Origin of the sequence: Aquibacillus salsiterrae (assembly GCF_028416595.1) — a bacterium.
GTDB classification, from domain to species: Bacteria; Bacillota; Bacilli; order Bacillales; family Amphibacillaceae; genus Aquibacillus_A; species Aquibacillus_A salsiterrae.
Map to the genome: position 1 here is coordinate 12,597 of NZ_JAMQKC010000004.1, position 24,491 is coordinate 37,087.

A 24,491-nucleotide genomic window follows, 5' to 3' on the forward strand; every position below is an offset into this window, starting at 1 on the left:
TGCAAAACTCTCTATTTCCTGCTTATTCTTTATAATTCTTTTCAAATCGCCAAGAATCTCGGCACATGGCAATAATATCACGTTTGGCTGTCCATCCTAGTTCCTGCATTGCTTTTGAAGCATCAGCATAACATGAAGCAATATCCCCTGGTCTCCGATCAACAATTTCATAAGGAACTTCAATATCGTTAGCTTCTTCAAAAGCTTTTACTAATTCTAGGACACTAGTACCTTTACCAGTTCCCAAATTATAAACATGAGCACCTTCAGTTAAACTTTCTAGAGCAGCAACATGACCTTCAGCAAGGTCTACCACATGAATATAATCACGAACCCCGGTACCATCCACCGTAGGATAGTCACTTCCAAACACACGTAATTTCTCAAGTTTACCTTTTGCCACTTGAGTTACATATGGCATAAGATTATTTGGGATCCCATTAGGTGACTCACCAATTAAACCACTATGATGAGCACCTACTGGATTAAAATATCGAAGGATCGATACCGAAAAAGCAGGGTTTGCTTTAGCTATATCAGTTAAAATCCGTTCACTCATTGCTTTTGTTTCACCATATGGATTAGTCGTTGGCAATAAATCCATTGTCTCTACGAATGGTACTGTATTATCTCCATACACTGTTGCTGATGAGCTAAAGACAAATCGATTTACACCATATTTCTGACAAGCTTTCGCCAAGACAAGTGTACTAACAATATTGTTATAATAATATTCTGTTGGCTTTTCTACAGATTCACCAACCGCTTTAAGACCAGCAAAATGAATAACACCATCAATCTTGTAATTTCTGAATATAATATCAACAGCTTCTGCGTCAGTTACATCAATCTCGTAAAAATTAACTTCTTTATCAACTATATTCATGATTTTCATAACAGTCTCACACTTACTATTGCTCAAATTATCTGCAATAGTTACTGAGTGTCCTGCTTCCAGAAGAGCAACACAGGTGTGTGAGCCAATATATCCAGCACCGCCTGTAACTAGTATATTCAAGGTAAAGGAGCCTCCCCATTAGTTTATTTTCTCACCAATTTTCTTTTGAAAGCTTTGACAATGGTATTAACATCTTCAATCCTCATAAAATTAACTATTACAAAGTAAGAAACGGCCCCTACCCCAATAGCAATAAATAAAGAGGTGATATTACTTATTGTTGATGTTAAATAGTTAAAAGATAACTTTACTATAACTCCCATTAACAAAGATGCGCATAGAATTTTAATGAATGATATTGAAAGTTGTTTTAAGCCATATGAACCTATTTTCCTTTTAAGACTAATAAACATTAATCCTGATGTAAAAATAGCTGATATACTTGTAGCTAATGCAAGTCCTCCAATACCAAGAAATCTAGATAAAATTATATTTAGAATTATATTCATAAACATACCTATAGCAGCATTTATCATTGGCGTTTTTGTATCCTGTAGTGAATAAAATGTTCTTGATAAGATTTCTCGAAAACCAAAACCTACCATTCCAATTGAGTAGAATATTAAAGCGTTAGATGTCATAGCAGTGGCCTGAATGTCGAATTCTCCTCGACCAAATAATACAGTGACAATCGGCTCAGCAAGTACAATAGCACCTAAAGTAGCAGGTATAACCAAGAGATTAATTCCTGTTATTGCCCTTGATAAAGCACTTTTAAGTCCATTCATATTGTTTTCTGCTGCCATTTTTGAAGTGTTTGGGTATAAAACAGAAGTTATTGACATTACAAATATTCCTTGCACAAACCCGTTAAGTCTATTTGCATAATTTAGAGCTGAGATTCCTCCCACTGCTAATTGTGAGGCCAAGGTCCTGTCAATTAATACATTGATTTGGTTAACTGATATTCCTAATATGATAGGCAACATAATATAAGCTAAGTTTTTAATATTTTTATCTTTAAAATCAATTTTAAACTTATATCTGTATTTGCTTTTTCTAATATATGGTATCATTAAAATTAATTGTGAAACACTTGCTATTACAAACCCCAGTGGTAGTGCCATTGTATTAGTTTTATGACTTAAGACTATAGAAAGAACAACAATAAAGTTAAAAGGTATTCCAACTAAGGCTGGAATTATATAATTATTTTTAATTTGGAGATAGCCAGTGAAGATTGAAATCATTGCGGAGAGATAAATAGCAAATAAACTAATCTTTGTAAACTTAACTGCTAAATTTAGAGTCTCTCCTTCAAATCCGTAAGCAAATACTTTGACTATTTGTTCCGTAAATATAAGTCCAATTAATACTATAGCGCTACATATAACTAATAAAATGCTTATAAGATTATTTGTAAATTTATTAGCTTCAGACTCTCCATCTTCTTTTGCTACTTTACTATACATAGGAATATATCCTGCAACTAAACCGGCTGTAATAATCCCAAACAATACACCTGGAATAGTAGTAGAAATTAAATAAGCATCACTTGTGCTTGAAGTTCCATACAAAAAAGATAAAGCAATTTCTCTTCCAAATCCAAATATTTGTGATACGATCGTTATTAACATTATAAGTGCAGCTGTTTTATTCAAATTTAACACTTTCTTTCAAATGTTACATCGGATTAAACCAATTAATAACAATTTTTTTCCTTTAGTCTGAATAAGTTAAGTTTAATAAATAATTTCCAGAACAATATGTAAGACACAACTTTAGACTATTGAATTACTTACATTTCTTAAATAGTCTATATTTTTTACAATTTTCTGCTTGTCCCAATCCCAGAATTTAATTTCCTGTAAATTTTCTCTTTCTTCAACATCAAATCTATACTTGATATGTTTTGCTGGTACACCACCAACAACCTCATAAGGTTCAACATCTTTTGTTACAACAGCACCAGCTCCAATGACCGCACCATTTCCAATTTTTACGCCTTCTAAAATCACCACATTTAAACTTATTAAAACGTCATTACCTATAATAACTTTTTTACGATCCATGTTATAATTTTCGTTAATAAATCCGTATTTTTTATTAAATATTATCGGATGTGTGGTTCTAAAATTATTTTTGTGTTCAAAAGGCGATATATACACTCCAGAAGAAACAGAACAAAACTTTCCAATCTCACAATTTTCTATATATGAGTTTGCATTTATATAACTATAATCTCCAATAGTAACATCACTTTCCACATACGAATTATATGCTACTCCAACCTCAACACCATATGATGCTTTTAAACTCGCATATTTACTCCTAATTCTTGTATTATGGATTTTATTAAAAAGCATGTATCTTGCAATTTTGATAATACCTTTCATAGTCACTCCCCCAAGAAATATAAGATTAATTTGTTAATCACTAATTCATAGTATGTAAAACGTTTTGCATACTTGAACATGTAAATATGTGCTCAAATAATAATACCGGCTCTAAGGCCGGGCATTTACTAATAGGGAGCATTGTTGCAAGAAATCAATAGTTTAATATGAAAATGAATTTATATTAATAATTTTATTTACTTTTTATATAACTTTTTATGAATCTGCTAATCTTTGATAGTTTCTCTAAAAAATAACAAACAAATATATTAATCCCTATATTTTTTGAAATCTCTTTAAAACTTAATCCTTTTATCTTTGCTGTTCGTGTATATACCCCAATCAATACTGCCTTTTCTTTAGGGTGTAAGTTATATTTTAATAGTTCTTTAATGGTATATGTATAACCATTAAAATTATTTAATGCTAAGGAATTTGCATTACTAGTTAGCCCATCATCCAAGTATTCACAAATATAAATGATTTCATTAAACCACCTTATCTTGTAGCCATCATTTGCAATCTTATACCACACTACATTCTCGGTAATAAATTTCTCATTAGGGAACTCTGGGAATTGATAGTGTCTTAGTATATTTGTATAAAACACTTCTGCCTTATCGCCTGTTATATTATGATTAATTCTCTGAATTGATGTTGCATCAAGTGACTCCCCCTGGAAAGTACTCCCAACAATACTTTTTCTATCTTTTCCTTTATTAAATCCCAATCCTGCAAAAGAGCCTTGATCTCTAATTTCTACTTCTCGCTCCAATATCATCTTAATTGCATCTTCAGTTAAATAGTCATCTGAATCAACAATGATAAATAATCTCCCATTTGCATGTTTGACTCCATCATTTATAGCCCGATGTTTACCGCCATTACTCTTATAATAATATCTGATTGGAAAGCCATGTTCCTTTTTTCCCCACTCTTTAAACAAAGCCATTGTATCGTCAGTAGATCCATCATCTACCACAACCCATTCAAAGCTTTTACACTGTTGGTTCTTAAGAGAGTTGTAAAGTTTTTCTATAATATACCCCCTATTATAAGTTGGTGTAAAAACCGTTACTTGTATTTCCATGATTACGCACGTCACTTTCAGTACTATTATCTTTAAAACTTAGCATTTAATTTATTATGAATAATAGTTCAATATTCGCTATTTAATACATGTAAAAAAGTATACTTTCATTAAAAGTAAATTTGTACTAGTTACTTTTTCCAAATATAAGAGGGTATGAGAAAAATACTATAATGGTTCATTTTGCATTATTACACTTTAAAAGTCATCTCACTTTTCTAGTTCTATACGATATAACTTTTCTAATTGTTTAACTACTCCCTTTATGTCGAAACTTTCAATAGTATCAGTCGGGGTACCCTTAATATTTTCATCAATAATGACATCACACCATTCCTCTGGTGTTGCCTCTAAACTTACACTTATAGTGTCATTACTAAGTACACATCGACTGTCTATACTATTTGAAATTACACATCTAACACCGGCAGCCTGTGCTTCTATTAAAGTAATTGGGTATCCCTCATGAAAAGAAGGAAATAAAAAGGCATCGAAGGATTTTAATAATTCAGGTATATCCTTTCTTAAACCCAAAAATTTAACTTTATCTGATAACCCTAATGCAATTACTTTTTCTTCAATATCCCTTTTTAATTCTCCTTCACCAACTAAAATTAATAAAGAATCCTTTTTTACATTAACAACCTTTTTAAAAACATCAATTATAAATTCGTGATTTTTTTGCCCCATAAACCTTCCTACATGACCTACTATAAATGAGTCTGGAGGTAAATTTAGGCTTCTTCTAATATGTTTTTTATCTTCCTTTTCATTTTTAAATTTATCTAAATTTATTCCGTTATTAACTACGATTGCACTTTCTAAACCATAGTAACTATTTACTTTTGTAGCTAATTCATCAGTTAAAGCTATCGGGATGCAATTCAAATATTTAAATGAAAATTTGTTAAAATATTTGTCTAGTCCTTTAGCATCTTTCTCAGGTTCATTATGAAGTGTATGAAACATTTTCACTTGCTTATTATTAATAACTGAATAAATGATGTACTTCATACTATTCATATGGCTATGGATAATATCAGGCTTAAACTCTTTAATTATCTTTTTCATTTTTAATACCATAGATAGGTCTACGCCTGGCTTTTTATCTAAATAAACAACATTAAGTCCCTTATCCCGTATAAAATCGTCATATATTGTATTTTTATTTCCGTACATGGATATTGCTTTTATATCGACTTTTTCCTTATCGAAATAAGTTAGATAATCTAACACTAACTTTTCTGCTCCACCAACACCAAAGCTGGGAATAACTTGTAAAACTTTGAGTTTTTCCACTGTCATAACTCCTCAAATCTTTTAATTTAGTCTTTTAATAAAAATAAAGATAGACCAATATATTACATCAGGAAATTAAGCCCACCACCTGAATACCAGGTTAAACAACCATAGAAAATGAAAAATAAAATGAATAAAAATTTCAAATAAATATTCTGTATATTTAGCACACCTACTAGGATTAAGGGGATTATATTTTCAAATATCCTAGCACTGAAATCCAAGAAAAAGTAAGATAACAAGTAAAATACAATACCATAACATGCTATCGTATTTATATAATCTTTTTTAACAACTAATATGAACAAAGTCCCCATAACTAACCACATTAAAAACCCCAAACCACTTGCACTTTCAGCAATGGAAAAATCATATACTAAAGATCTTCTATCTCCAAAAAGCAATGCTAAGTTTGGTATAAGCTGAATAAAAAGGATTAAAAAAACAGCAGAAAAAAGTATTCTTACAGTAAAGTTGAATTTAATTTTCTTTAAAATCTTTTCTAGAAATTCAAATAAAATTAAAAATATAAAACTAGAATGAATAAAAACTGATAAATATTTTAATATACTTCCATATCTTTTTTGATTATTAACAAGTCCCAAAAGATAAATACTTAACGCTAATCCTTGCCTAAGATGAATAACATGGTTCTTTACTATTTGAGGTAATAGTAGAAAAAGTATTAGTACAAAAAAGTTATAGTTAGTAAGCTTCCCTAATGAGTATAAAACTATTACTGTAGAGAGAAAAATTATGAATTTAACAATATTTTCAGGCGAAAGAAAAGAAGATAAAATGATATTTATTAATAAAAATAGAGGTTCATTTGTAAGAAAAGATAGAATACTATCATTTAAATAACTTTGCATAATTACCCAGCTTGAATCAGCATAAGTTAAATAATTTAATCTGTCTCTTGCCCATGTTATATCATCTGGATATATTAAAAATAGCCCTAAAAGTATAGAAAACAAAAGATAAATATTTCTTTTGGTTTCGGATTTTTTTTTACTTTGTTGTTTAACTAAAATGGGATTGTCTATCATTTTATCTCCTCAAAACTAATAAAAATATTATAATTAGGCATCTTTAACTTTAGAACCGTAAAATTCTGCATACCACTTTGTAACTGATTTAATATCGTAACCTGACTCTACAATGTTCAAATAGTTATTATCCCTCTTGTATGAACTAGAAATTTCAAGCACAGTCTCAGCCCAATACTCGACTTTTTCTTCTAACGAAATAAACCTTATCGAATTAGTTACTGCAACTTCTTCGGTAATTCTATCAGAAATAACACAGGGTAAACCTGATGCTTGTGCTTCAACTAAAGTTACTGGTAACCCTTCATATATTGAAGGGAATAAGAATATATCGATTGCTTGTAGTAACTCCGGAATATCTTCTCTTATTCCTGTAAAAATTACATTATCATACAACCCCAGTTCATTAACTTTAGTTTCTATCAACGACCTTTGTTCTCCGTCTCCAACCAATAATAATACTGCATTCTCATTTTTATCATGAACTGTTTTAAATATATCTATCAAAAATGTATGATTTTTTGGTGGACTGAACCTACCTACATGACCAATAACTAATTTATTTTCGATTTGAAATTCCTTTCTCTTTTCTAGTCTTATATTTTCATCGTAAATATATTTTACAGCGTCTATTGCATTACTTAAAACATAAAAATTATTCTTACTAGATGCCCCTTTACCATACAACCATTCTCCTGCTGATTTAGAACATGCAAATAAATAATCAGCTGTATATCTAATTGGGTATTGCAAAATGTTTTTTGTTATTGCAGTAACTCCTTTTCCTGAAGACGTACTATGACTATGAGCAATTGTAGTTAGGCCATAATTTTTTGCTACTTTTAGATAAATAGAAGCTGTACTTCTAACATGCCCATGAATTATTTTATATTCTGGATAAAATCTAAAAAAATCAAACCAAGCCTTTTTATATTGAAAATGGTTCTTACCTGTGTATCTTGGAACTCTATGAATAGTACCACCTAAAGTCTTTATTTCTTCATCGTAGTCGCACTCATCTTCGGTATGCACAATAAAATCAAACTGAATCCTAGAACGATCAATATTGCGGTACAGATTCATTATCATAGTTTCTGCACCACCTCTATTCATTTGAGCAAAAACTTGCAATACTCTTATTGGCTTTGACATTACAAATTCTCCTTATACCACTGTATAGCGGACTTAATACCCCTCTCAAAACTCCATTCCGGATTATATCCTAAATACTCTTTTGCTTTACTAATATCAGCATTACTATGCTTAATATCACCTTTCCGATCAGGACCAAAGATTGGTTGAATATCTTTCCCTAATGCATTCAATAATTGCGTATATATATCAATTAAAAACTCTCTTCCTCCGTAAGCTATATTAAACGCCTGCCCCGCAGCTTCTTGTGAAGCATTGCAGGCCTTAAGATTAGCTTCAATTACATTTTCTATATAAGTAAAGTCACGACTCTGCTTTCCATCACCATTAATTGTTGGTTGTTCATCATTAAGCAATTGTTTAATAAATTTCGGTATAACAGCAGCATAGGCCCCATTAGGATCCTGCCTTCTTCCAAATACATTAAAATATCGTAAACCATAGGTATCTAGATCGTATAATTTGGTATATAATTTTCCATATTCCTCATCTACTTTTTTTGTAAGAGCATAAGGAGACAGAACATTTCCCTCTCTACCTTCTTTTTTAGGAAGATTTGGCTCATCACCATAAACAGATGAGCTTGATGCATAAACAAATTTCTTTACTTCAGTTTGTCTAGCTGCTTCCATCATATTTAATGTACCTTTTATATTTACTTCCTCATAAAACATAGGCATTTCAATACTTCTAGGTACGCTCCCCCAAGCTGCTTGATGCAATACATAATCTACACCTTCGCAAGCTTTCATACATGTTTCAAGATCACGAATATCTCCTTCGATAAATTCGTAATTAGGATTGTCTAAAAAATCTTCTACATTTTCTTTTTTACCAGTTGAAAAGTTATCAAGCCCTCTAACGTGGTAGCCTAACTTAAGTATTGCTTCTACTAAATTTGACCCAATAAAACCTGCGGATCCAGTAACTAAGAATTTGCTGTGCTCTGGAAACTTTATATTTTCATATCCCATTTTTATAACCTCCAATAGACAAATCCAGTATCCTCTGCTTCTTTTCTATTAAACATTCCTTTAATGTCCATTAGCACACAATCTTTACGATCAATATCTATATCAAACTCAGATGTTGCAGCTACTTCATTCATAACTTCTGAATTAACATATCCGGTTGTCCCAAACATCATCTTTACATTTTCCAATTGAATAGCTTTAAATTCATCGTGTGGAACTGCAAAGATTACTGCATCCATTCCTTTTATATCTTCTATTTCGCAAAGTTTAATTCTATATTCACGCCATAGATCTTCTTTATCCGCTGCAGGATCTACTACTTTGATGTCTACTCCGTACTCCTCTAGTTCTTTTATCACGTCGACTACTTTTGTATTTCGAACATCGGGAGTATTCTCTTTAAATGTAATACCAAAAATAGCTACCTTTGCACCATTTATTTGTTTATTTGCCTTAATCATTTTCTTAACTGTGCTTTCAGCTATATATTTGCCCATATCGTCGTTTATTTTTCTACCAGAAAGAATAATTTGGGAATGATAACCCATTTGCTCTGCTTTATAAGTTAGATAATACGGGTCAACCCCAATACAGTGACCACCAACTAGCCCTGGGGAGAAATTAAGGAAATTCCACTTCGTACCAGCCGCTTCGAGTACTGCTTTTGTATCAATTTCCATTTTATTAAATATAATAGAGAGCTCATTCATAAAAGCAATATTGATATCACGTTGTGAATTCTCAATGACTTTTGCAGCCTCAGCTACCTTAATACTTGCTGCTTTATACACACCAGCGTCAACTACTAATTCATATACTCTTGCTATAATGTCTAGTGTTTCTTCATCTTGGCCTGATACAACTTTTATAATAGTCTCTAGTCTATGAACTTTATCACCAGGATTAATTCTTTCTGGTGAATAACCAACTTTAAAATCCACACCACACTTTAGTCCTGATTCCTTTTCTAAAATTGGAACACAGATATCTTCAGTTACGCCTGGATAAACAGTAGATTCAAAGACAACAATCGAACCTTTTGTTAAGTTTTTACCTAAAGTGCGGCTTGCAGATTCCACCGGTGTTAAATCAGGTGTATGATCATCTTTTACAGGTGTAGGCACTGCAACAATATGAAACTTTGCTTCTCTAAGTCTTGCTTCATCTGAAGTAAAATCAACTGTTGTGTTTTTAATTACTTCATTTCCCACTTCTTTTGTAGGATCTATACCACTTTTATAAAGTTCAGTTTTCTGCTTATTTACATCGAACCCAATTACGTCTGCTTTTTTAGCAAAAGCAACAGCAATTGGCATACCAACATAACCTAGCCCAATCAATGAGATTTTTTCTTCTCTATTAACAATATTTTCATATAAGTTCATATTGAATTCTCCTTTATTTATAAACCCATTGTCTGGATAATTGATTGGTTAACAACCTTAACATCATATTTTTCTCTAGCAATCTTCTCGCTTTCTTGCCCCATGTTTTTACATATTCCACGATTAGATATCATGTATTCCATCTTATTTGTTAACCCTTTGACATCCTTGACCTTTACTAAATATCCATTTAGTCCTTCAATAACTGTCTCCCTGCAACCGGGAGCATCACTCGTGATGATTGACCTCCCCATTGCCATCGCTTCTAATACCGTTTTTGGTGTACCTTCATGATAAGATGGTAATACATAGGTGCTACATTGAGAGATAAATGGTCTCACATCTCTTTGTTCCCCAAAATATTCAATAACACCATTTTCTATATAGGGTTTCAGCTCATCTGGTTTCAAGGCAGAAGGATTACTGTCAAATGGCCCTACTAGCAAACAACGAACCTTAGGATGTTTAACTTTAACTTCTTTACAAGCTTCTAAGTATTCCTTTATTCCTTTATCTTTAATAAGTCTACCAATATAGAGAAATGCTGGTTCTTCTGGAAATTGTGTTGGTTTGAATTTTTCAAGATCAACTCCCGAACCATTAATTATAACCGTCTTTTTATCTTTTACTAATCCATTTTGAATAAACTCATTTTTATCATCTTGATTCTGAAAAAATACTTTTTTGCTACATTTACAAGCAGCCCAGTATTCTATTTTCATTATTGTTTTTACTATTTTGTTTTTAAAACCTTCTCCCCTAAATATCGAACCAAGTCCAGCTATTAAAGGATATACTTCAGAAACACCATTTAACTTTGCAGCTATACTTCCATAAACAACCGTTTTAGCTTGGTATGCGAATACTTTATCAGGTCTTTCCTTTTTCATGAATGTATAAAGAGACCTTAAAGTTTTTAAATCTTTGAGTGGATTCATACCATTTCGCTCAACATATAGCTGCCTATAATCAATATTGTATTCTTCGAACTTTTTCTTCCATTCCGCTTCAGGCTCAGAGCCTAATGCAATAACGGTATGACCATTTTCTATAAAGTCTTTCATCATATCCATACGAAACCAAAACAATGATGATGTATGGCTCGAAAGTACAGCTATTTTCATATCAATGCTCCTACTCATTTTGACTAATTTTTATATTTCCCTAGATACTCTTGAACCTCTATTTGAATTCCCTTTTCGAAAGTCATAGGATTATAACTGAAATCGTTAGTCGCATTATCATGAGAATAGTTCCTATCTTCTCCCATTCTCTGAACTCTTTCTATATAATCGATTTTTCCTAATGTTAAAGTTTTGAGAACTCTTGCCATTAGCACTCCTAAACTTAATGGTACGCTGATGAATACAGTTTTTTTATTGAGTTCTTTGCTTATTATCTTGAAAGCATCAATCATTCTGATTGGCCTCTCACCCGAAAGATCATAAGCCTTCCCATTAGTCTCTTTAGGAGACATTAGTACAGTATAAAATGCCTTACCTAAATCTCTGGCATTTACTGGTTGAATTAAACTTTTTCCACCACTGATAACAGGCATGACTTTAAGTTTATCTACCATTTTAATAAACCTACTCATATTTCTATCACAAAGATCTCCATATATCATCGAAGGCCTCAATATTGTAATATTCGTCGAGTAGTTGGGATCATTTTTAAGTTCTTTTATTTTATTTTCTATTTTCTTATATCCTTCAGAAGCATACTTAAATTCCGAGTAAATTCCTGTGGTGTGAACTAAAATAACTCTTTTTACTTCCTTTTCAATTGCAGCTTGAACTATTGTTGGGGAATGGTAAATATTATAGATGTGCATTACCGTTTCAACACCATCCATCACTCTGTCAATAAAATTTCGATCATCTAAATCTCCAATAACCTTTTCTATAATTAATCCGCTATTATCTAATAGTGTTGTGTCAGAAGTTTCTCTGACAATACAGCGAATAGGACCTTCATATTTATGATTAATAAGTTCCTGCAAAAAATATCTTCCTGTATGGCCGGTAATCCCTGTTACTAATAACATTTCCACACCTCAATTACTGTATATACTTTCATGAAGAGCCCGTCTCCTTAGTACCCGCAACTTCTTTCTTAACTCCTGTACCACCCTCTACAACCCCATCACTTTTAACTACACTAATGATGGTCCCAAAAAAACATTTAACATCCATCCATAGGCTAATCTTCTCAACGTACTCCCCGTCCAGCTTTGACTTAACCTCAATAGGAAGTTCATCCCTACCATTAATCTGCGCCCAACCAGTCAGTCCAGGCGGGATATCATTGGCACCATACTTGTCACGTTCAGCAATCAGATCATACTGATTCCATAGTGCGGGTCTTGGACCAATAATACTCATCTGTCCCACAAAAATATTCCAAATCTGCGGAAGCTCATCAAGTGAGGTTTTTCTCAGGAATTTACCCATCTTTGTGATATACTGTTCTGGATTACTTAATAAGTGAGTTGGAGTGTCCTTCGGCGTATCTATTCTCATGGTACGGAATTTCAATATATTGAAATGTGTCTTGTTAATTCCTACACGTTTTTGCTTAAACAGTACCGGACCTCTTGAGTCGATCTTAATAGCAATAATTAGAATTATAAATATTGGTGATAATACTATAAGTCCAATTAAAGAAAGAATGATATCTATCAATCTTTTAACCTTCATATACATTCAGCTACACTCCTTAAAATTTGTTCTTTAGTAGATTAGGACTTACTTGGAATCTTTAAAACTCCAACCAACTTCTAAGCCACTAAAATTGTTATCTACTTCCCATAGCCACCTCGCATTATATATGCAATATGTGAAATAGATGAAAAAATCAACATATAGTATGTTTTGTCGTTATAAAATAAATTTCAATACTATATATTGCGTATTGTTATCATATTACGATACTCACCTCGCATTAAATATGCAATATGAGAAATAGATAAAAATATCAACATATAGTATGTTTAACTGTTAATAATCCAATTCCAACACTACATATTGTGTTTTGTTATCAATTTCCGATACTCACCTCGTAATATCTATTCAATCTACCTAACAAATACGAAATAGATATTCATGCATTTACCACCCAAAACCGAGTTTCTTCCTATTATATAAACCATTCAATCAATCTATAAATATCACTAAAATTGCCTCAAACCCTTATTCAACAAGGCTTCCAGCACCTTATCTGATTATGATAGTCACTTCCTAATGTACATTCAATCCATTTTCTGAATATTCTTACCAAAAAAGCCCCTCAAACCACTCTGACCACTAATCCCAAAAATCTCATACTTTCAGAGCTTTTAGAGGTGGTCGACATACTTTATCTCCCACCGTTTTTACCTTTTCCTTGTTCAAGCTGCTTCTGGGTAGTCTTCACATGTTCAATAAAATCTCTCTCAACTTGCGTTAATTGAGCTTTGCTCCGTTCTTTATATTTTTGATACTCCGATTCTGCTTTGATTTTTGCCTTTTCGCGGCTAATTTTTCCGGCATGATTTAGCAATTCACTACCACTCATTTTTATGAAGTCATCCAACTTCTCTATCCAGTCCTTCATATACATAGGTCTTTGTCTAATTGCCTGTAGCTCAGCAAATTCTAAATAAGCAGTAACTAATCTATTCAAAATCTTCATCTCATCTTCACTTAAATAATTCTTGGCAATTGAGGCATCCGCTTTTCTTAAACTCTTACCATCAAAAGATGTCATTCCCATGAATTCCTTCTCTGCATCTGCACGTAAATAAACAACTTCTGCAGCTGTGTGGCCATGAGCTGCATAGTGCATTTTACTCTGTACTATTTGGAAAAACTCAGTTGATTCAGATGCTCTTGGATCATAATCAATACTCGTTGCATAAATATCAAGTATTTGTCGATAAAAGACTTTCTCACTTGATCGAATATCTCTAATGCGTTCTAAAAGCCCCTGGAAATAATTCCCTCCCCCTGCATTCTTTAGGAGGTCATCATTCATAGCAAAACCTTTTTGTAGATACTCTTTTAAGATACTGTTAGCCCAGATACGAAATTGTGTACCACGTAGCGACTTTACCCGATAACCGACTGAGATTATAACATCAAGGTTATAGTAGTCAACGCGATAGGTTTTACCATCAGCTGCAGTTGTTGCAAAATTTGCAACAACTGCATCACGTTCAAGCTCGCCTTCAGTAAAGATATTTTTTATATGTCGCGAGATTGTTGACTTGTCCCGCTGAAATAGCTCTGCCATTTGATCTATTGAAAGCCATACAGTATCACCATCAAAACTTGTTTCTATTTTAGTTAAACCATCTTCAGTCTGATACATGATAATTCTTGAATCCATCAGATCACCTACTTCATATAGATTGATTAACTTTCATGGTTTCTAGCTACCTTACATATCCACGTCTCAATTCCCAATCAATCAATCATAATAAACATTTAATTCCATTTTGTAACTTAACCATTTACGATTGAATGATGTTACTTACACCTTTTTTAAATACTTAAATCACTTAAAAAGGGACTCAAACCCTTGGTAAATCTAGCATTCTATTACTATATCTTAATAGCGTTCTCGTTTCACCACCATCCCGCTAGTACCCGACAATCTACATCATAATCATACAAATTTCGCAATTAAAACAAACAGGGGCATCTAACCCCACCTCACACTATACTATTGACAACAAGTGTCTAAGGTCCTAAGACCCACAGCATAGTCGAGTATCTCCATTGATAGAGGTAAAAGGAGATATCATCTTATTCCAGGACCCGAAGGGTACCAAGAACCATTTAACTTAACTCCTCTTACAAAAAAGGAACAGCAGACCCTTCTTCTTCCACAATTTCCTCATCGATCACAGGTTCACCATGACTATGAACACTACATCGAACTTTTTCATCAACATAGCTAAACGATCCATTCAATGGACAAAGATCCTTCCCAACACTATCCCGATATTGACTGAAAAGAAGCTCGGAATGATTAAGGTTTTCCATGAACAGCTTTCTTTTATATCCATTCTCAAGCCCTATCATGTTTGTATTACAAACCTCTTCCTTCGCCTTCGCAATAACACCTAAAAAAGAGGGTGTTACAATCGCAACAATTATTCCCAAAATAACAATAACAACCAATACCTCAATTAATGTAAATCCTTGATCAGTGTTCCTGTTCCTAGATGATAGCTTACCTCGACCAACCCTAAACATAACCAATCCCACCTTTTTAATAGATTAGATCAGTTATGTCTATATTCCAGCCACTTTATACCATCACACCACTATCAAACTACCCTTACTCAATAAAACAAACCGAAGGTTACAAAAAACCTCACAAACCCGCAAAAACCAGTCCCCCCCTAAACCTTCTCGTAAACCAAACCACTAAGCATCTCCCGCACATCAGGCCCAAGCTCATCATCCATCAACGCAAACTCAATCGTCGTCCGAATAAACCCTAACTTCTCACCAACATCAAACCGCTTCCCCTCAAAATCATAAGCAAACACACGCTCAAGCTCATTCAACCGCTGAATAGCATCCGTCAACTGAATCTCACCACCAGAACCAATCTCCTTCCGATTCAAAAAATCAAAGATTTTCGGCGACAACACATACCTCCCCATAATCGCAAGATTAGAAGGCGCAGTCCCAAGCGCAGGCTTCTCAACAAAATGATTCACCGTATAACGACGACCATCCTGAAAACTCGGATCAACAATCCCATACCGATTCGTCTCATCCATCGGCACCTGCTGCACACCAACAACCGAACCACCAGTCTCCTCATACTGGTCAATCAACTGCTTCATACAAGGCACCTCCGCACGAACAATATCATCCCCAAGCAACACAGCAAACGGCTCATCACCAATAAACTTCCGCGCACACCAAACCGCATGCCCAAGCCCAAGCGGCTCCTTCTGCCTAATATAATGAATATCCACCGCAGCAGGCTGCTTTGCCTTTTCTAGTAACGCAAACTTTTCCTTCTTAACCAAATTATCCTCTAACTCAAAATTATTATCAAAATGATCCTCAATCGCCCGCTTACCCTTACCAGTCACAATGATAATATCCTCAATCCCCGACGCAACCGCTTCCTCAACAATGTATTGAATCGTCGGCTTGTCTACTATCGGAAGCATCTCTTTCGGCATCGCCTTCGTAGCCGGTAAAAACCTAGTACCCAACCCCGCTGCAGGAATAATCGCCTTCTTTACCTGTTTCAATAAAATCTCCCCCAACTAAAATTGCCCGCAAGGGCACAGCATTCCAAACATAAAACCCCGAAGGGGACAATCACCAATCCCCCATCTCACATTCCCAGACCCCGAAGGGGAAAACAACAATCCCACCCCCGCCAGGGGGGGCACCACGTCACCCAATCACATTAAAACAAACCCTCAACCTAACCAAAAACCCCATCCAACAACCGTACATCCCGCGTCTCCCGGTCATTAGCCAAACTAATCACATACTCCTTCAAATACTCCGGTTCAAACGCCAAATGATTGTCAATCAACAAGTCAACCCGCTCGTAATCTACTTCCACCGACTTCCCAACAAAAATCTTCGGATAAATCGCCTCTGGATGGACCTCGCCATCGCCAAGCAATTCCTCAAACATCTTCTCACCCGGACGAATTCCGGTAAACTTAATCGGAATTTCGTCTAACGTATAGCCAGACAACCTAATCAAATTCTCCGCTAGATCAACAATCTTAACCGGCTCACCCATATCTAACACAAAGATTTCGCCACCACGAGCAAGCGCACCAGCCTGCATCACAAGCCTAGACGCTTCCGGAATCGTCATAAAATACCGCGTCATATCCGGGTGTGTTACTGTCACCGGGCCACCTGCTTGAATTTGTCGTTTAAACAATGGAATCACACTGCCACGACTACCCAGTACATTGCCAAACCGTACCGCAACGAATTTCGTTTGGCTTTGTCTGGCTAACCGCTGGATTACCATTTCTGCAATCCGCTTCGATGAGCCCATCACATTCGTCGGATTGACTGCTTTGTCTGATGACACTAACACAAACGTATGAACACCAAATGTCGCTGCTGCTTCTGCGACATTTTTCGTTCCAATCACATTATTTTTCACCGATTCAACCGGATTGTACTCCATCAATGGCACATGCTTATGTGCTGCCGCATGATAGACGACATCAGGTCGGTGGGTATCGATCACTTCAAGCATACGCCGACTATCCTGGACATCGGCAATGACAGGAACAATCTCAAACTCGACGCTGTATTTCCCTCTTAGCTCCATATCAATCTTATAAATGGAATTTTCCCCATGTCCAACTAAGACAATTTTCCGCGGGCCGAACTTACACACCTGCCTGCAAATTTCCGAACCAATCGAACCACCGGCACCAGTCACGAGCACGGTCTTCCCGGTAATTTTTTTCACAATACTGCCCGTATCCAATTGGACTGGATCACGGCCGAGCAGGTCTTCAACCTCTACTTCACGGAACGAGTGAACCGATACCTTACCGGTTACGATGTCTTCAATCATCGGCATGATCTTCGTCTTTGCTTTTGTTTTCCCACATTGCCGGTAAATCGACTGGATTCCTTGTTTACTTAACGACGGGATCGCAATGATAATATGGTCCACCTTTAACCGTTCAACAAGAGCAGGAATATCCTCGGTTTTCCCACTTACCGTAATTCCGTAAATTTGCAGCTTTTGCTTCGAATGGTCATCATCAACGAAAGCAACAGGCTCCAAATCCGTATCATTGCTTTTCAACAATTGCCGTACTAACATCGTTCCGGCCGACCCAGCACCGACAATTAACGCGCGCTTCGGGTCACGTTTCATTTTGATAAACCGGTCACGGTAAATTCGCCACGAGAACCGCGAACCACCAATTAGAATAATATGGAGCATCCACGTAATCCCGAGCACCCGGACATAGACATCCCCATTGACAACCATCTGCACAAGCCCTGTCGTTGCAATCGACAAAGTCACCGCCCGAATAATCGCAACCATTTCGCCAATACTCGCATACTCCCACACCTTGTGGTATAACCGGTAGATCCAGGCAAACAAATGATGACTAGCAAGTAAGGTAATCGAGCTAATCCACAACGTTGGCAACGTCAACAGTTCAATATATGGATGGAGGGTAAAATACCCAATATAAATCGCCATCAGCACAATAGCCGAATCAAGTACCACTAACAAGGAGACACGCTTTTGATAACTCAACTAAACCCCTTCTTTTCCAAAAAAATTGATAGCTCGTATGCTTCCAATTAGCACGAAAGGCATACTTAACACTAAAAAAACTACTCGTGATTGACTACTAAAACAGCCCTAAAAACTTCTTCCGCTTGACAGGCTCTGGGACGTCACCAACAACCGTCTCACCAGCTACTAAAATTCGGGAATTGTCATCAAAATAATAAACCATGTCCATCCCATAGTTTTTCTCCACATACTGATAAGCCGCATCCAAGCAAAATGCTCGTGTTGTTGTGTTGTGCGCATCCGAGGCAAGGAAATGAGTTAAATTCGCTTCAATTAATTGGTTGGTAAGCTTCTCAATCTTTTTACCGAATTTTCCGATAACACTAGCCGCAGTTACTTGTGTTAATGCACCACTTTTGACAAGCTGATACAGTAAATCAGGATTGTCGATGATCTCTTTATTACGCTCTGGATGAACAATAATTGGTGTATAGCCATTCACCTGCAGATCAAACACTAATTTATTCGTATATCGAGGAACATGATTTGACGGTAATTCGACAAATACATAGCTACTATAATTTAGCGGTAACATTTCTCCGCGTGAAAGAGCCTCAACCATCTCGCCATGGACCCGCGTTTCTTGACCTGGATAAATGACTAACGGGATTTGCTCGAGGCTTAACCGTTCGTTCAGCTCGTCCACCCGTTCAATAATCGCTTGCTTTTCATTTAAATAGCTGCCGTTCGCATGATGTGGTGTTGCAATGATCACTTCAATCCCTTGACTTACTGCCTGTCTCGCCATCTGAAGACTTGCTTCCATATCTGCTGCACCATCATCCACGTTCGGCAAGATATGACAATGGATATCAATCATACACTCACATCCTGTCGCTTTTGTAAAAAATCTCCTAATTAATTTAAGTATAACAGGAAAGAAGACCTAAAAGAAACGTTATTTTTTGTCGGATTATGTCAAATTGGCATTAGATTGGAAATTTTTTCGGTGCATCTAAAAACATGATCAATGCAGGAATTACTTGCACTAATCTTTGCCATAAAAACTAGGGATATCGCCAAGGCTCGATGACAATGTAGTATAAAGAAAGCCTCTTGGACGTTAGGTTCACAAGAGGCTTTTCTAGCTGATTTCTTTGATTTTATTGATAATAGTAATAATAACTGCCTTTTTTCTGGACTCGGTCATTTAACACAACGCCTAATACCTTTGCCTTGGCATGCTTCAACAGCTCATGTGCTTTCTCTGCCGCCTCATTCTCGGTCTGTTTACTCCGGACAACGAGCACCGTCCCGTCACAGCTATTTGCCAAAATCTGTGCATCAGTAACCGCTAAGACAGGCGGGGTATCAAACATGACTAAATCATAGTTTTGCTTTGCATCTTCTATTAGTTTCGCCATCGCTTTTGAACCAAGTAATTCAGACGGATTAGGCGGAATCGGTCCGCACGTCAACAACTCAAGATTGTCAACCCCACTTTGTTCTATTGCCGCTTTCAAATCTGTTTCTCCTACCAATACACTACTTAACCCATTTCGATTATCGAGCTGAAAGGTATAGTGTAACGTCGGCTTACGCATGTCGGCATCGATGACGAGCACCTTTTTTCCTTGTTGGGCAAACACAGTCGCCAAATTCGCTACCGTCGATGACTTACCTTCAGCAGGCCCCGGTGAGGTGACGAGCATCGTTTCAAGCGGCTTGTCGACAGAGGCAAATTGCAAATTCGTTCGGATCGTTCGGTATTGTTCTGTGATCGGGGACTTCGGGTTTATTTTCGAAATTAAGTGCCTGTTCGTTGACACCTTCTTCGCACGTTTCTTCTTAAACATCGAAGCTCCCCTTCCTATTCATCCGACTAGAGCCTTTACTCTTGCGCCGGACGACATCTTCTTCATTAATGTGTGAGACAACCCCTAATACTGGTAGGCTTAACGTTTTTTCCAAATCCGCTTCCGTTTTCACCGTATTATCCAGGTATTCTAACAAGAAGGCTAACCCCACACCAGCCATCGCACCAACAACAACTGCGATTGCAATATTCAACATCGGCTTCGGATTCACCGGATTCCGATTTGTTTCTGCATCGGTTAAAATATTAACGTTATCAACATTCATTAACACCGGTACTTCGACTTTAAAAACTTCGACAATCGTATCTGCAATCGTTGCCGCCATCTCTGGGTCGGTGTCAGTAACGGTTATGGTGACAACTTGTGAATTTTGCGCGCTAGACACTTGAACATTGTCACTTACTACTTCCTGCCCAACCTCGAGCGAAACAGTATCTAGTATTCTCGGACTTTTAATTATTTCATTATACGTATTAATTAATTGTAAGCTCGTATTGATGTCACTAGCATTTAATTCATTATTGGCTGCCGTGACCTTTTGCTTCACTAAAAATTGTGAGCTAGATTGATAGGTTGGTGTTAAGACAAAAAAGCTTACCACCGCACTAATAGCTGCTGCGACAATAACGAATAACAAAATAAGTAAAAGTCGCTTCTTTATCACATCAACTATTTCCTTTAAAGAAATTGTTTCTTCCATTCGGTTCCCCCCGCAGTAGACATTTACTACGAAATTATATCATAATCCGACAAACCCCAACACCTAAGAAATAAATTTTTCTTATAGCAAATTGTGGGTGGGAGCACCGGGGCGAGCCGCTGGGATGGGATTACGATCTTAACTTCTGTTAGGGCTTTACTGACTGGTAAACGAGAGGTAAGATTGCTGGTTAGCGCGCTGACGATTCTTGCGCTTCCTTTCCAGATGATGTTGTTAAAACAAATTGTTTACCGGTCAAATAAAACAAGACAAGGGCCAGCGATCACCCTTGCCTTGTTATTCATCCATGAGAAAAATATGCTTAATTTGTTCCATTCATAAGCTTTTTCAATTTTTCTACCGATAGATCCGTATACTTCGCAACTACTTCGTAAGACATTCCATCTTCTAGCATTTTTTTCGCCATAATTGTTTTACCTTCTTCTCTCCCCTCAGCCTTCACTATTCTCTCAAACTCGCCCAAAGAAATTGGCATACTGTCGTCGCAGTTATTATAAACCATTTCCTTTTCCTCCATTGTTTCGATTAAAGCTTTAACCAACATCCGTATCCTCGATTTGTTAACTCGTAATTGTTCCTTGTTGCAGACTATATCTTACGCGCTCTTCTATTAAGAAACAGAGATTTTAAATATTTAACTTTTCTTCCGAAACCATTTTCATAGCATCTACAAACATAGAAAAGCGAAATGCCACAGAAAATCTACGCAGATGATACAAAAAACAGTGACAGTTTGTAACCTGACACTGTTTTTCTACATAACCTTCTAGTCAACTTTTTTATACTAATGGCTTTGTTGAATTACCTATTTTTAATGTTGCTGAAATCCTATCCTTTTTAATTGTAATTTCTCCTTCAAACATACTTAACAATCTATGAACAGCTTTTTTCCCTAGCTCTTCTTCATTTTGCTTTAAGTGTGTAAAACTCCATTCAGAGTGATGTTGACATTGACAAGGACTGTCAAAACAAAGGATTGATATATCATTTGGTACACGCATCCCCATTTGTTCTACTGCTTTTTTTGCTAATATGGCAATGTTATATTCTAATGCAAAGATAGCAGTCATTTTAGGATTTGCTTTAATATGTTCTTTTATGACGTCTATATCTTCTTGTTTAGAACATAGCGGGATTGGTAGGGTACTTTTTATATTATAACACCACAGCTCTTTCTCCACCCTAATCTGTTTCTCTGCATAAGCACGGACAATCCCGCTTAACCTTTCTTCAATTGTTGTCATTTCATAATTAATAGGCATTAAAACACCTATCCGTTCGTGCCCAATATTGAATAAATAATTCACTCCATTTTGCGCAGCCTCTTGATTATCAGTTGCCACAGAAGTCGTTCCTAAACCTTTAAATACCCGATCAATTAGTATCAGCGGAAATTTATTAATCACTAGTTTTAAAATTTCGGAACTATAATGTTCTGAATGAGCAGGGTATACAATTAAACCGTCAACCCCATATTCAACTAACTCTTTAACTAGTTTTTCTTCTTTTTCAGGATCACCTAAGGACCGTTTTAGGATAATAAAACAATTCCCATCCGATTCCTTCTCCAAAGAGTTAATCAATCCACTTCCAAAACTGTCATTAAACGCAGTTATTATTAGTCCAATTAAGGGCTTTTGCCTTTGAATATAACTATTCCCAGGTCGATTATTGGAAACAAACGTCCCTTTTCCTCTTTGCCGATAAACATACCCCTCCATGACTAGTTTTTCTAACGCTTTTTTACTCGTTATTCGGCTTACTTGAAAATTCTCAGAAATTTCTTTTTCTGACGGAAGACGTTCTCCCCTTTGATACTTACCTGATGTAATTTCCTGTTTCAAGGAATCATACACCTTTTCATACAGTGATTTCATTGTTCTTCCACCTCAACAGGATTTATTTGTTATAATAATATAACAATATTAACAAATGAGGTGAATATATTAAACAAAAACACTTTAAAATTAGCAAAAATAGCAAATCTTCCCCTATCACAGTTTCTCGTTTACCAGAATAACTTTTAAACCTATAAATGTACCATGTTATCTGTTCTAGTTGGAAATTCGTTCTTAATTCGATTTTTTATTCAACGGAGAACTCTTGATGACATTTCCTGTTAGACTTAATACAAACTCACTAAACATTGAATTGGACCAAGCAAACCATTTTCTAGTAAATTCACACGAATTATCAGCATTAAACCCCTCGTGCATATAGCCCATTCCACCATCTGTATTAATTAAGTATTCTAATAATTGGTTGCGTTCTTCCGGAGAACGGGAGGTCATCCCTTGTACAGATAAAGCAATATGCCAAATATAATGATCTGGAGTGTGAGGACTCCCTATTCCTTTGGCTTGCTTACCTTCATAGTAATAAGGATTCTCTCTACTCAAGATTAGCTGCCTAGTATTAAGATACGTTTCATTATCCCAATCGCAATAACCTAAATAAGGAGCAGATAACAAACTAGGTACATTAGCATCATCCATTAACACATAATTACCTTTACCATTCGTTTCATAAACGTATACCCTTCCATGTAGAGGATGTTCAATTGTCCCAAAATGTTCGATACCATCTCTTATTTCTGTTGCGAGGGAATCACATTCTTTTGCTAACCCTAAATCCCCCATCCGCTCGGCAATTTCCGTAGCGTACCTTAATACAACAACAGCAAACATATTAGAAGGTATATGATAGCCGTATAGGCATGCGTCATCACTTGGTCGGAATCCTGACCAAGTCATACCAGTCCAGTCAGTGTCTGCCCCCTTGCCGTCGTTAGTTAACGTATCTGTTGAATTACCGTTTCTTCGGAGAAACCGGTAAGACGATTGCTCTCCATGTCTTTGCTCAACTCTCCAAATTTCAATGATTGTCTTCAAAACGGAGTCAAAGGTACTATCAAAAATTGAAAAGTCTTCTGTCTCCTGCCAATAAAAATAGGCCAGCTGTATCGGAAAACACAGGGAGTCTATCTCATACTTTCTTTCCCAGACAATTGGCGACATGTCGGTCTCGTCCGTTTGATGCCCCATCCCGTTCGGATTTTGATTAAATGCATTAGCATATGGATCTTCTAATATATAATAAAACTGTCTTTTTATAACACCTTTAATTAGCCCACGTATTTGTTCATCTTTTGATGCTACCATTAAATAAGGCCTAACTTGTAAAGCCGAGTCTCTTAACCACATTGCAGGTATGTCTCCTGTCACCACAAAAGTCGTACCATCATGTAACTGCTTTAAGGTTGTCTGATATGTATTTAAAAAACAATTTTCAAAAAGTTTTGATATCTTTCTGTTTTCAGAAAAAATTTTTTCCACTTCTGCTATTAATGAATGAAAAGATTCTGGAATTTCTTTAGTAATGACCTTCATTTGTT

Annotated in this window: 21 protein-coding genes and 1 pseudogene; all 22 read right to left on the reverse strand. The window is 35.7% G+C overall.

Annotation, left to right across the window (positions count from 1 at the left end; translation table 11 throughout):
* Positions 1-22 precede the first annotated feature (22 nt).
* Positions 23-1,018 (reverse strand): UDP-glucose 4-epimerase GalE, encoded by a 996-nt coding sequence (gene galE, locus NC799_RS06655; protein ID WP_272445612.1) that lies wholly within the window; start codon positions 1,016-1,018, stop codon positions 23-25.
* Between the two features lie 23 nt (positions 1,019-1,041).
* Positions 1,042-2,559, reverse strand: coding sequence for a murein biosynthesis integral membrane protein MurJ (gene murJ / locus NC799_RS06660; protein ID WP_272445613.1), 1,518 nt, complete (start codon positions 2,557-2,559; stop codon positions 1,042-1,044).
* A gap of 251 nt (positions 2,560-2,810) precedes the next feature.
* Positions 2,811-2,949, reverse strand: a pseudogene (locus NC799_RS18405) (DapH/DapD/GlmU-related protein); the annotation flags it as partial.
* A gap of 538 nt (positions 2,950-3,487) precedes the next feature.
* A complete protein-coding gene (locus NC799_RS06670; RefSeq protein ID WP_272445615.1) occupies positions 3,488-4,384 on the reverse strand; it encodes a glycosyltransferase family 2 protein in 897 nt (298 codons plus the stop codon).
* A gap of 210 nt (positions 4,385-4,594) precedes the next feature.
* Positions 4,595-5,683 (reverse strand): glycosyltransferase, encoded by a 1,089-nt coding sequence (locus NC799_RS06675; protein ID WP_272445616.1) that lies wholly within the window; start codon positions 5,681-5,683, stop codon positions 4,595-4,597.
* A gap of 62 nt (positions 5,684-5,745) precedes the next feature.
* Positions 5,746-6,732 carry an EpsG family protein gene (locus NC799_RS06680; protein ID WP_272445617.1) on the reverse strand — a complete coding sequence of 329 codons (987 nt, stop codon included), beginning with the start codon at positions 6,730-6,732 and terminating at the stop codon, positions 5,746-5,748.
* A 33-nt stretch (positions 6,733-6,765) separates the two neighbouring features.
* Positions 6,766-7,884 (reverse strand): glycosyltransferase family 1 protein, encoded by a 1,119-nt coding sequence (locus tag NC799_RS06685; protein ID WP_272445618.1) that lies wholly within the window; start codon positions 7,882-7,884, stop codon positions 6,766-6,768.
* Complete coding sequence (locus tag NC799_RS06690; protein ID WP_272445619.1) at positions 7,884-8,858, reverse strand: SDR family oxidoreductase; 975 nt, start codon at positions 8,856-8,858, stop codon at positions 7,884-7,886. Before NC799_RS06690 ends, NC799_RS06685 begins: the two co-directional genes overlap by 1 nt.
* 2 nt (positions 8,859-8,860) lie before the next feature.
* Positions 8,861-10,243: a nucleotide sugar dehydrogenase gene (locus tag NC799_RS06695; RefSeq protein WP_272445620.1), complete on the reverse strand. Its 1,383-nt coding sequence runs from the start codon at positions 10,241-10,243 to the stop codon at positions 8,861-8,863.
* Between the two features lie 17 nt (positions 10,244-10,260).
* Positions 10,261-11,367, reverse strand: a complete 1,107-nt coding sequence (locus tag NC799_RS06700) for a glycosyltransferase family 4 protein (protein WP_272445621.1) — start codon at positions 11,365-11,367, stop codon at positions 10,261-10,263.
* 23 nt (positions 11,368-11,390) lie between these two features.
* A complete protein-coding gene (locus tag NC799_RS06705; RefSeq protein WP_272445622.1) occupies positions 11,391-12,290 on the reverse strand; it encodes an SDR family oxidoreductase in 900 nt (299 codons plus the stop codon).
* Positions 12,291-12,318: 28 nt separating this feature from the next.
* Positions 12,319-12,948 (reverse strand): sugar transferase, encoded by a 630-nt coding sequence (locus NC799_RS06710; RefSeq protein ID WP_272445623.1) that lies wholly within the window; start codon positions 12,946-12,948, stop codon positions 12,319-12,321.
* A 652-nt stretch (positions 12,949-13,600) separates the two neighbouring features.
* Positions 13,601-14,611: a virulence RhuM family protein gene (locus NC799_RS06715; protein ID WP_272445624.1), complete on the reverse strand. Its 1,011-nt coding sequence runs from the start codon at positions 14,609-14,611 to the stop codon at positions 13,601-13,603.
* 467 nt (positions 14,612-15,078) lie between these two features.
* A complete protein-coding gene (locus tag NC799_RS06720; RefSeq protein ID WP_272445625.1) occupies positions 15,079-15,483 on the reverse strand; it encodes a prepilin-type N-terminal cleavage/methylation domain-containing protein in 405 nt (134 codons plus the stop codon).
* A gap of 149 nt (positions 15,484-15,632) precedes the next feature.
* Entirely contained in the window at positions 15,633-16,505 is an 873-nt protein-coding gene (galU, locus tag NC799_RS06725) for a UTP--glucose-1-phosphate uridylyltransferase GalU (protein ID WP_272445626.1), read from the reverse strand.
* Positions 16,506-16,684: 179 nt separating this feature from the next.
* A complete protein-coding gene (locus NC799_RS06730) occupies positions 16,685-18,517 on the reverse strand; it encodes a polysaccharide biosynthesis protein (protein ID WP_272445628.1) in 1,833 nt (610 codons plus the stop codon).
* A 97-nt stretch (positions 18,518-18,614) separates the two neighbouring features.
* Entirely contained in the window at positions 18,615-19,379 is a 765-nt protein-coding gene (locus NC799_RS06735) for a tyrosine-protein phosphatase (protein WP_272445629.1), read from the reverse strand.
* A gap of 283 nt (positions 19,380-19,662) precedes the next feature.
* A complete protein-coding gene (locus NC799_RS06740; protein ID WP_272445630.1) occupies positions 19,663-20,355 on the reverse strand; it encodes a CpsD/CapB family tyrosine-protein kinase in 693 nt (230 codons plus the stop codon).
* On the reverse strand, positions 20,348-21,076 hold the full coding sequence (locus tag NC799_RS06745) for a YveK family protein (RefSeq protein ID WP_272445631.1): 729 nt from the start codon (positions 21,074-21,076) through the stop codon (positions 20,348-20,350). Before NC799_RS06745 ends, NC799_RS06740 begins: the two co-directional genes overlap by 8 nt.
* A 322-nt stretch (positions 21,077-21,398) precedes the next feature.
* Positions 21,399-21,641, reverse strand: coding sequence for a hypothetical protein (locus NC799_RS06750; RefSeq protein ID WP_272445632.1), 243 nt, complete (start codon positions 21,639-21,641; stop codon positions 21,399-21,401).
* A gap of 235 nt (positions 21,642-21,876) precedes the next feature.
* Entirely contained in the window at positions 21,877-22,974 is a 1,098-nt protein-coding gene (locus tag NC799_RS06755; RefSeq protein ID WP_272445633.1) for a GntR family transcriptional regulator, read from the reverse strand.
* 195 nt (positions 22,975-23,169) lie between these two features.
* Positions 23,170-24,477: a glycoside hydrolase family 125 protein gene (locus NC799_RS06760; protein WP_272445861.1), complete on the reverse strand. Its 1,308-nt coding sequence runs from the start codon at positions 24,475-24,477 to the stop codon at positions 23,170-23,172.
* Positions 24,478-24,491 lie beyond the last annotated feature (14 nt).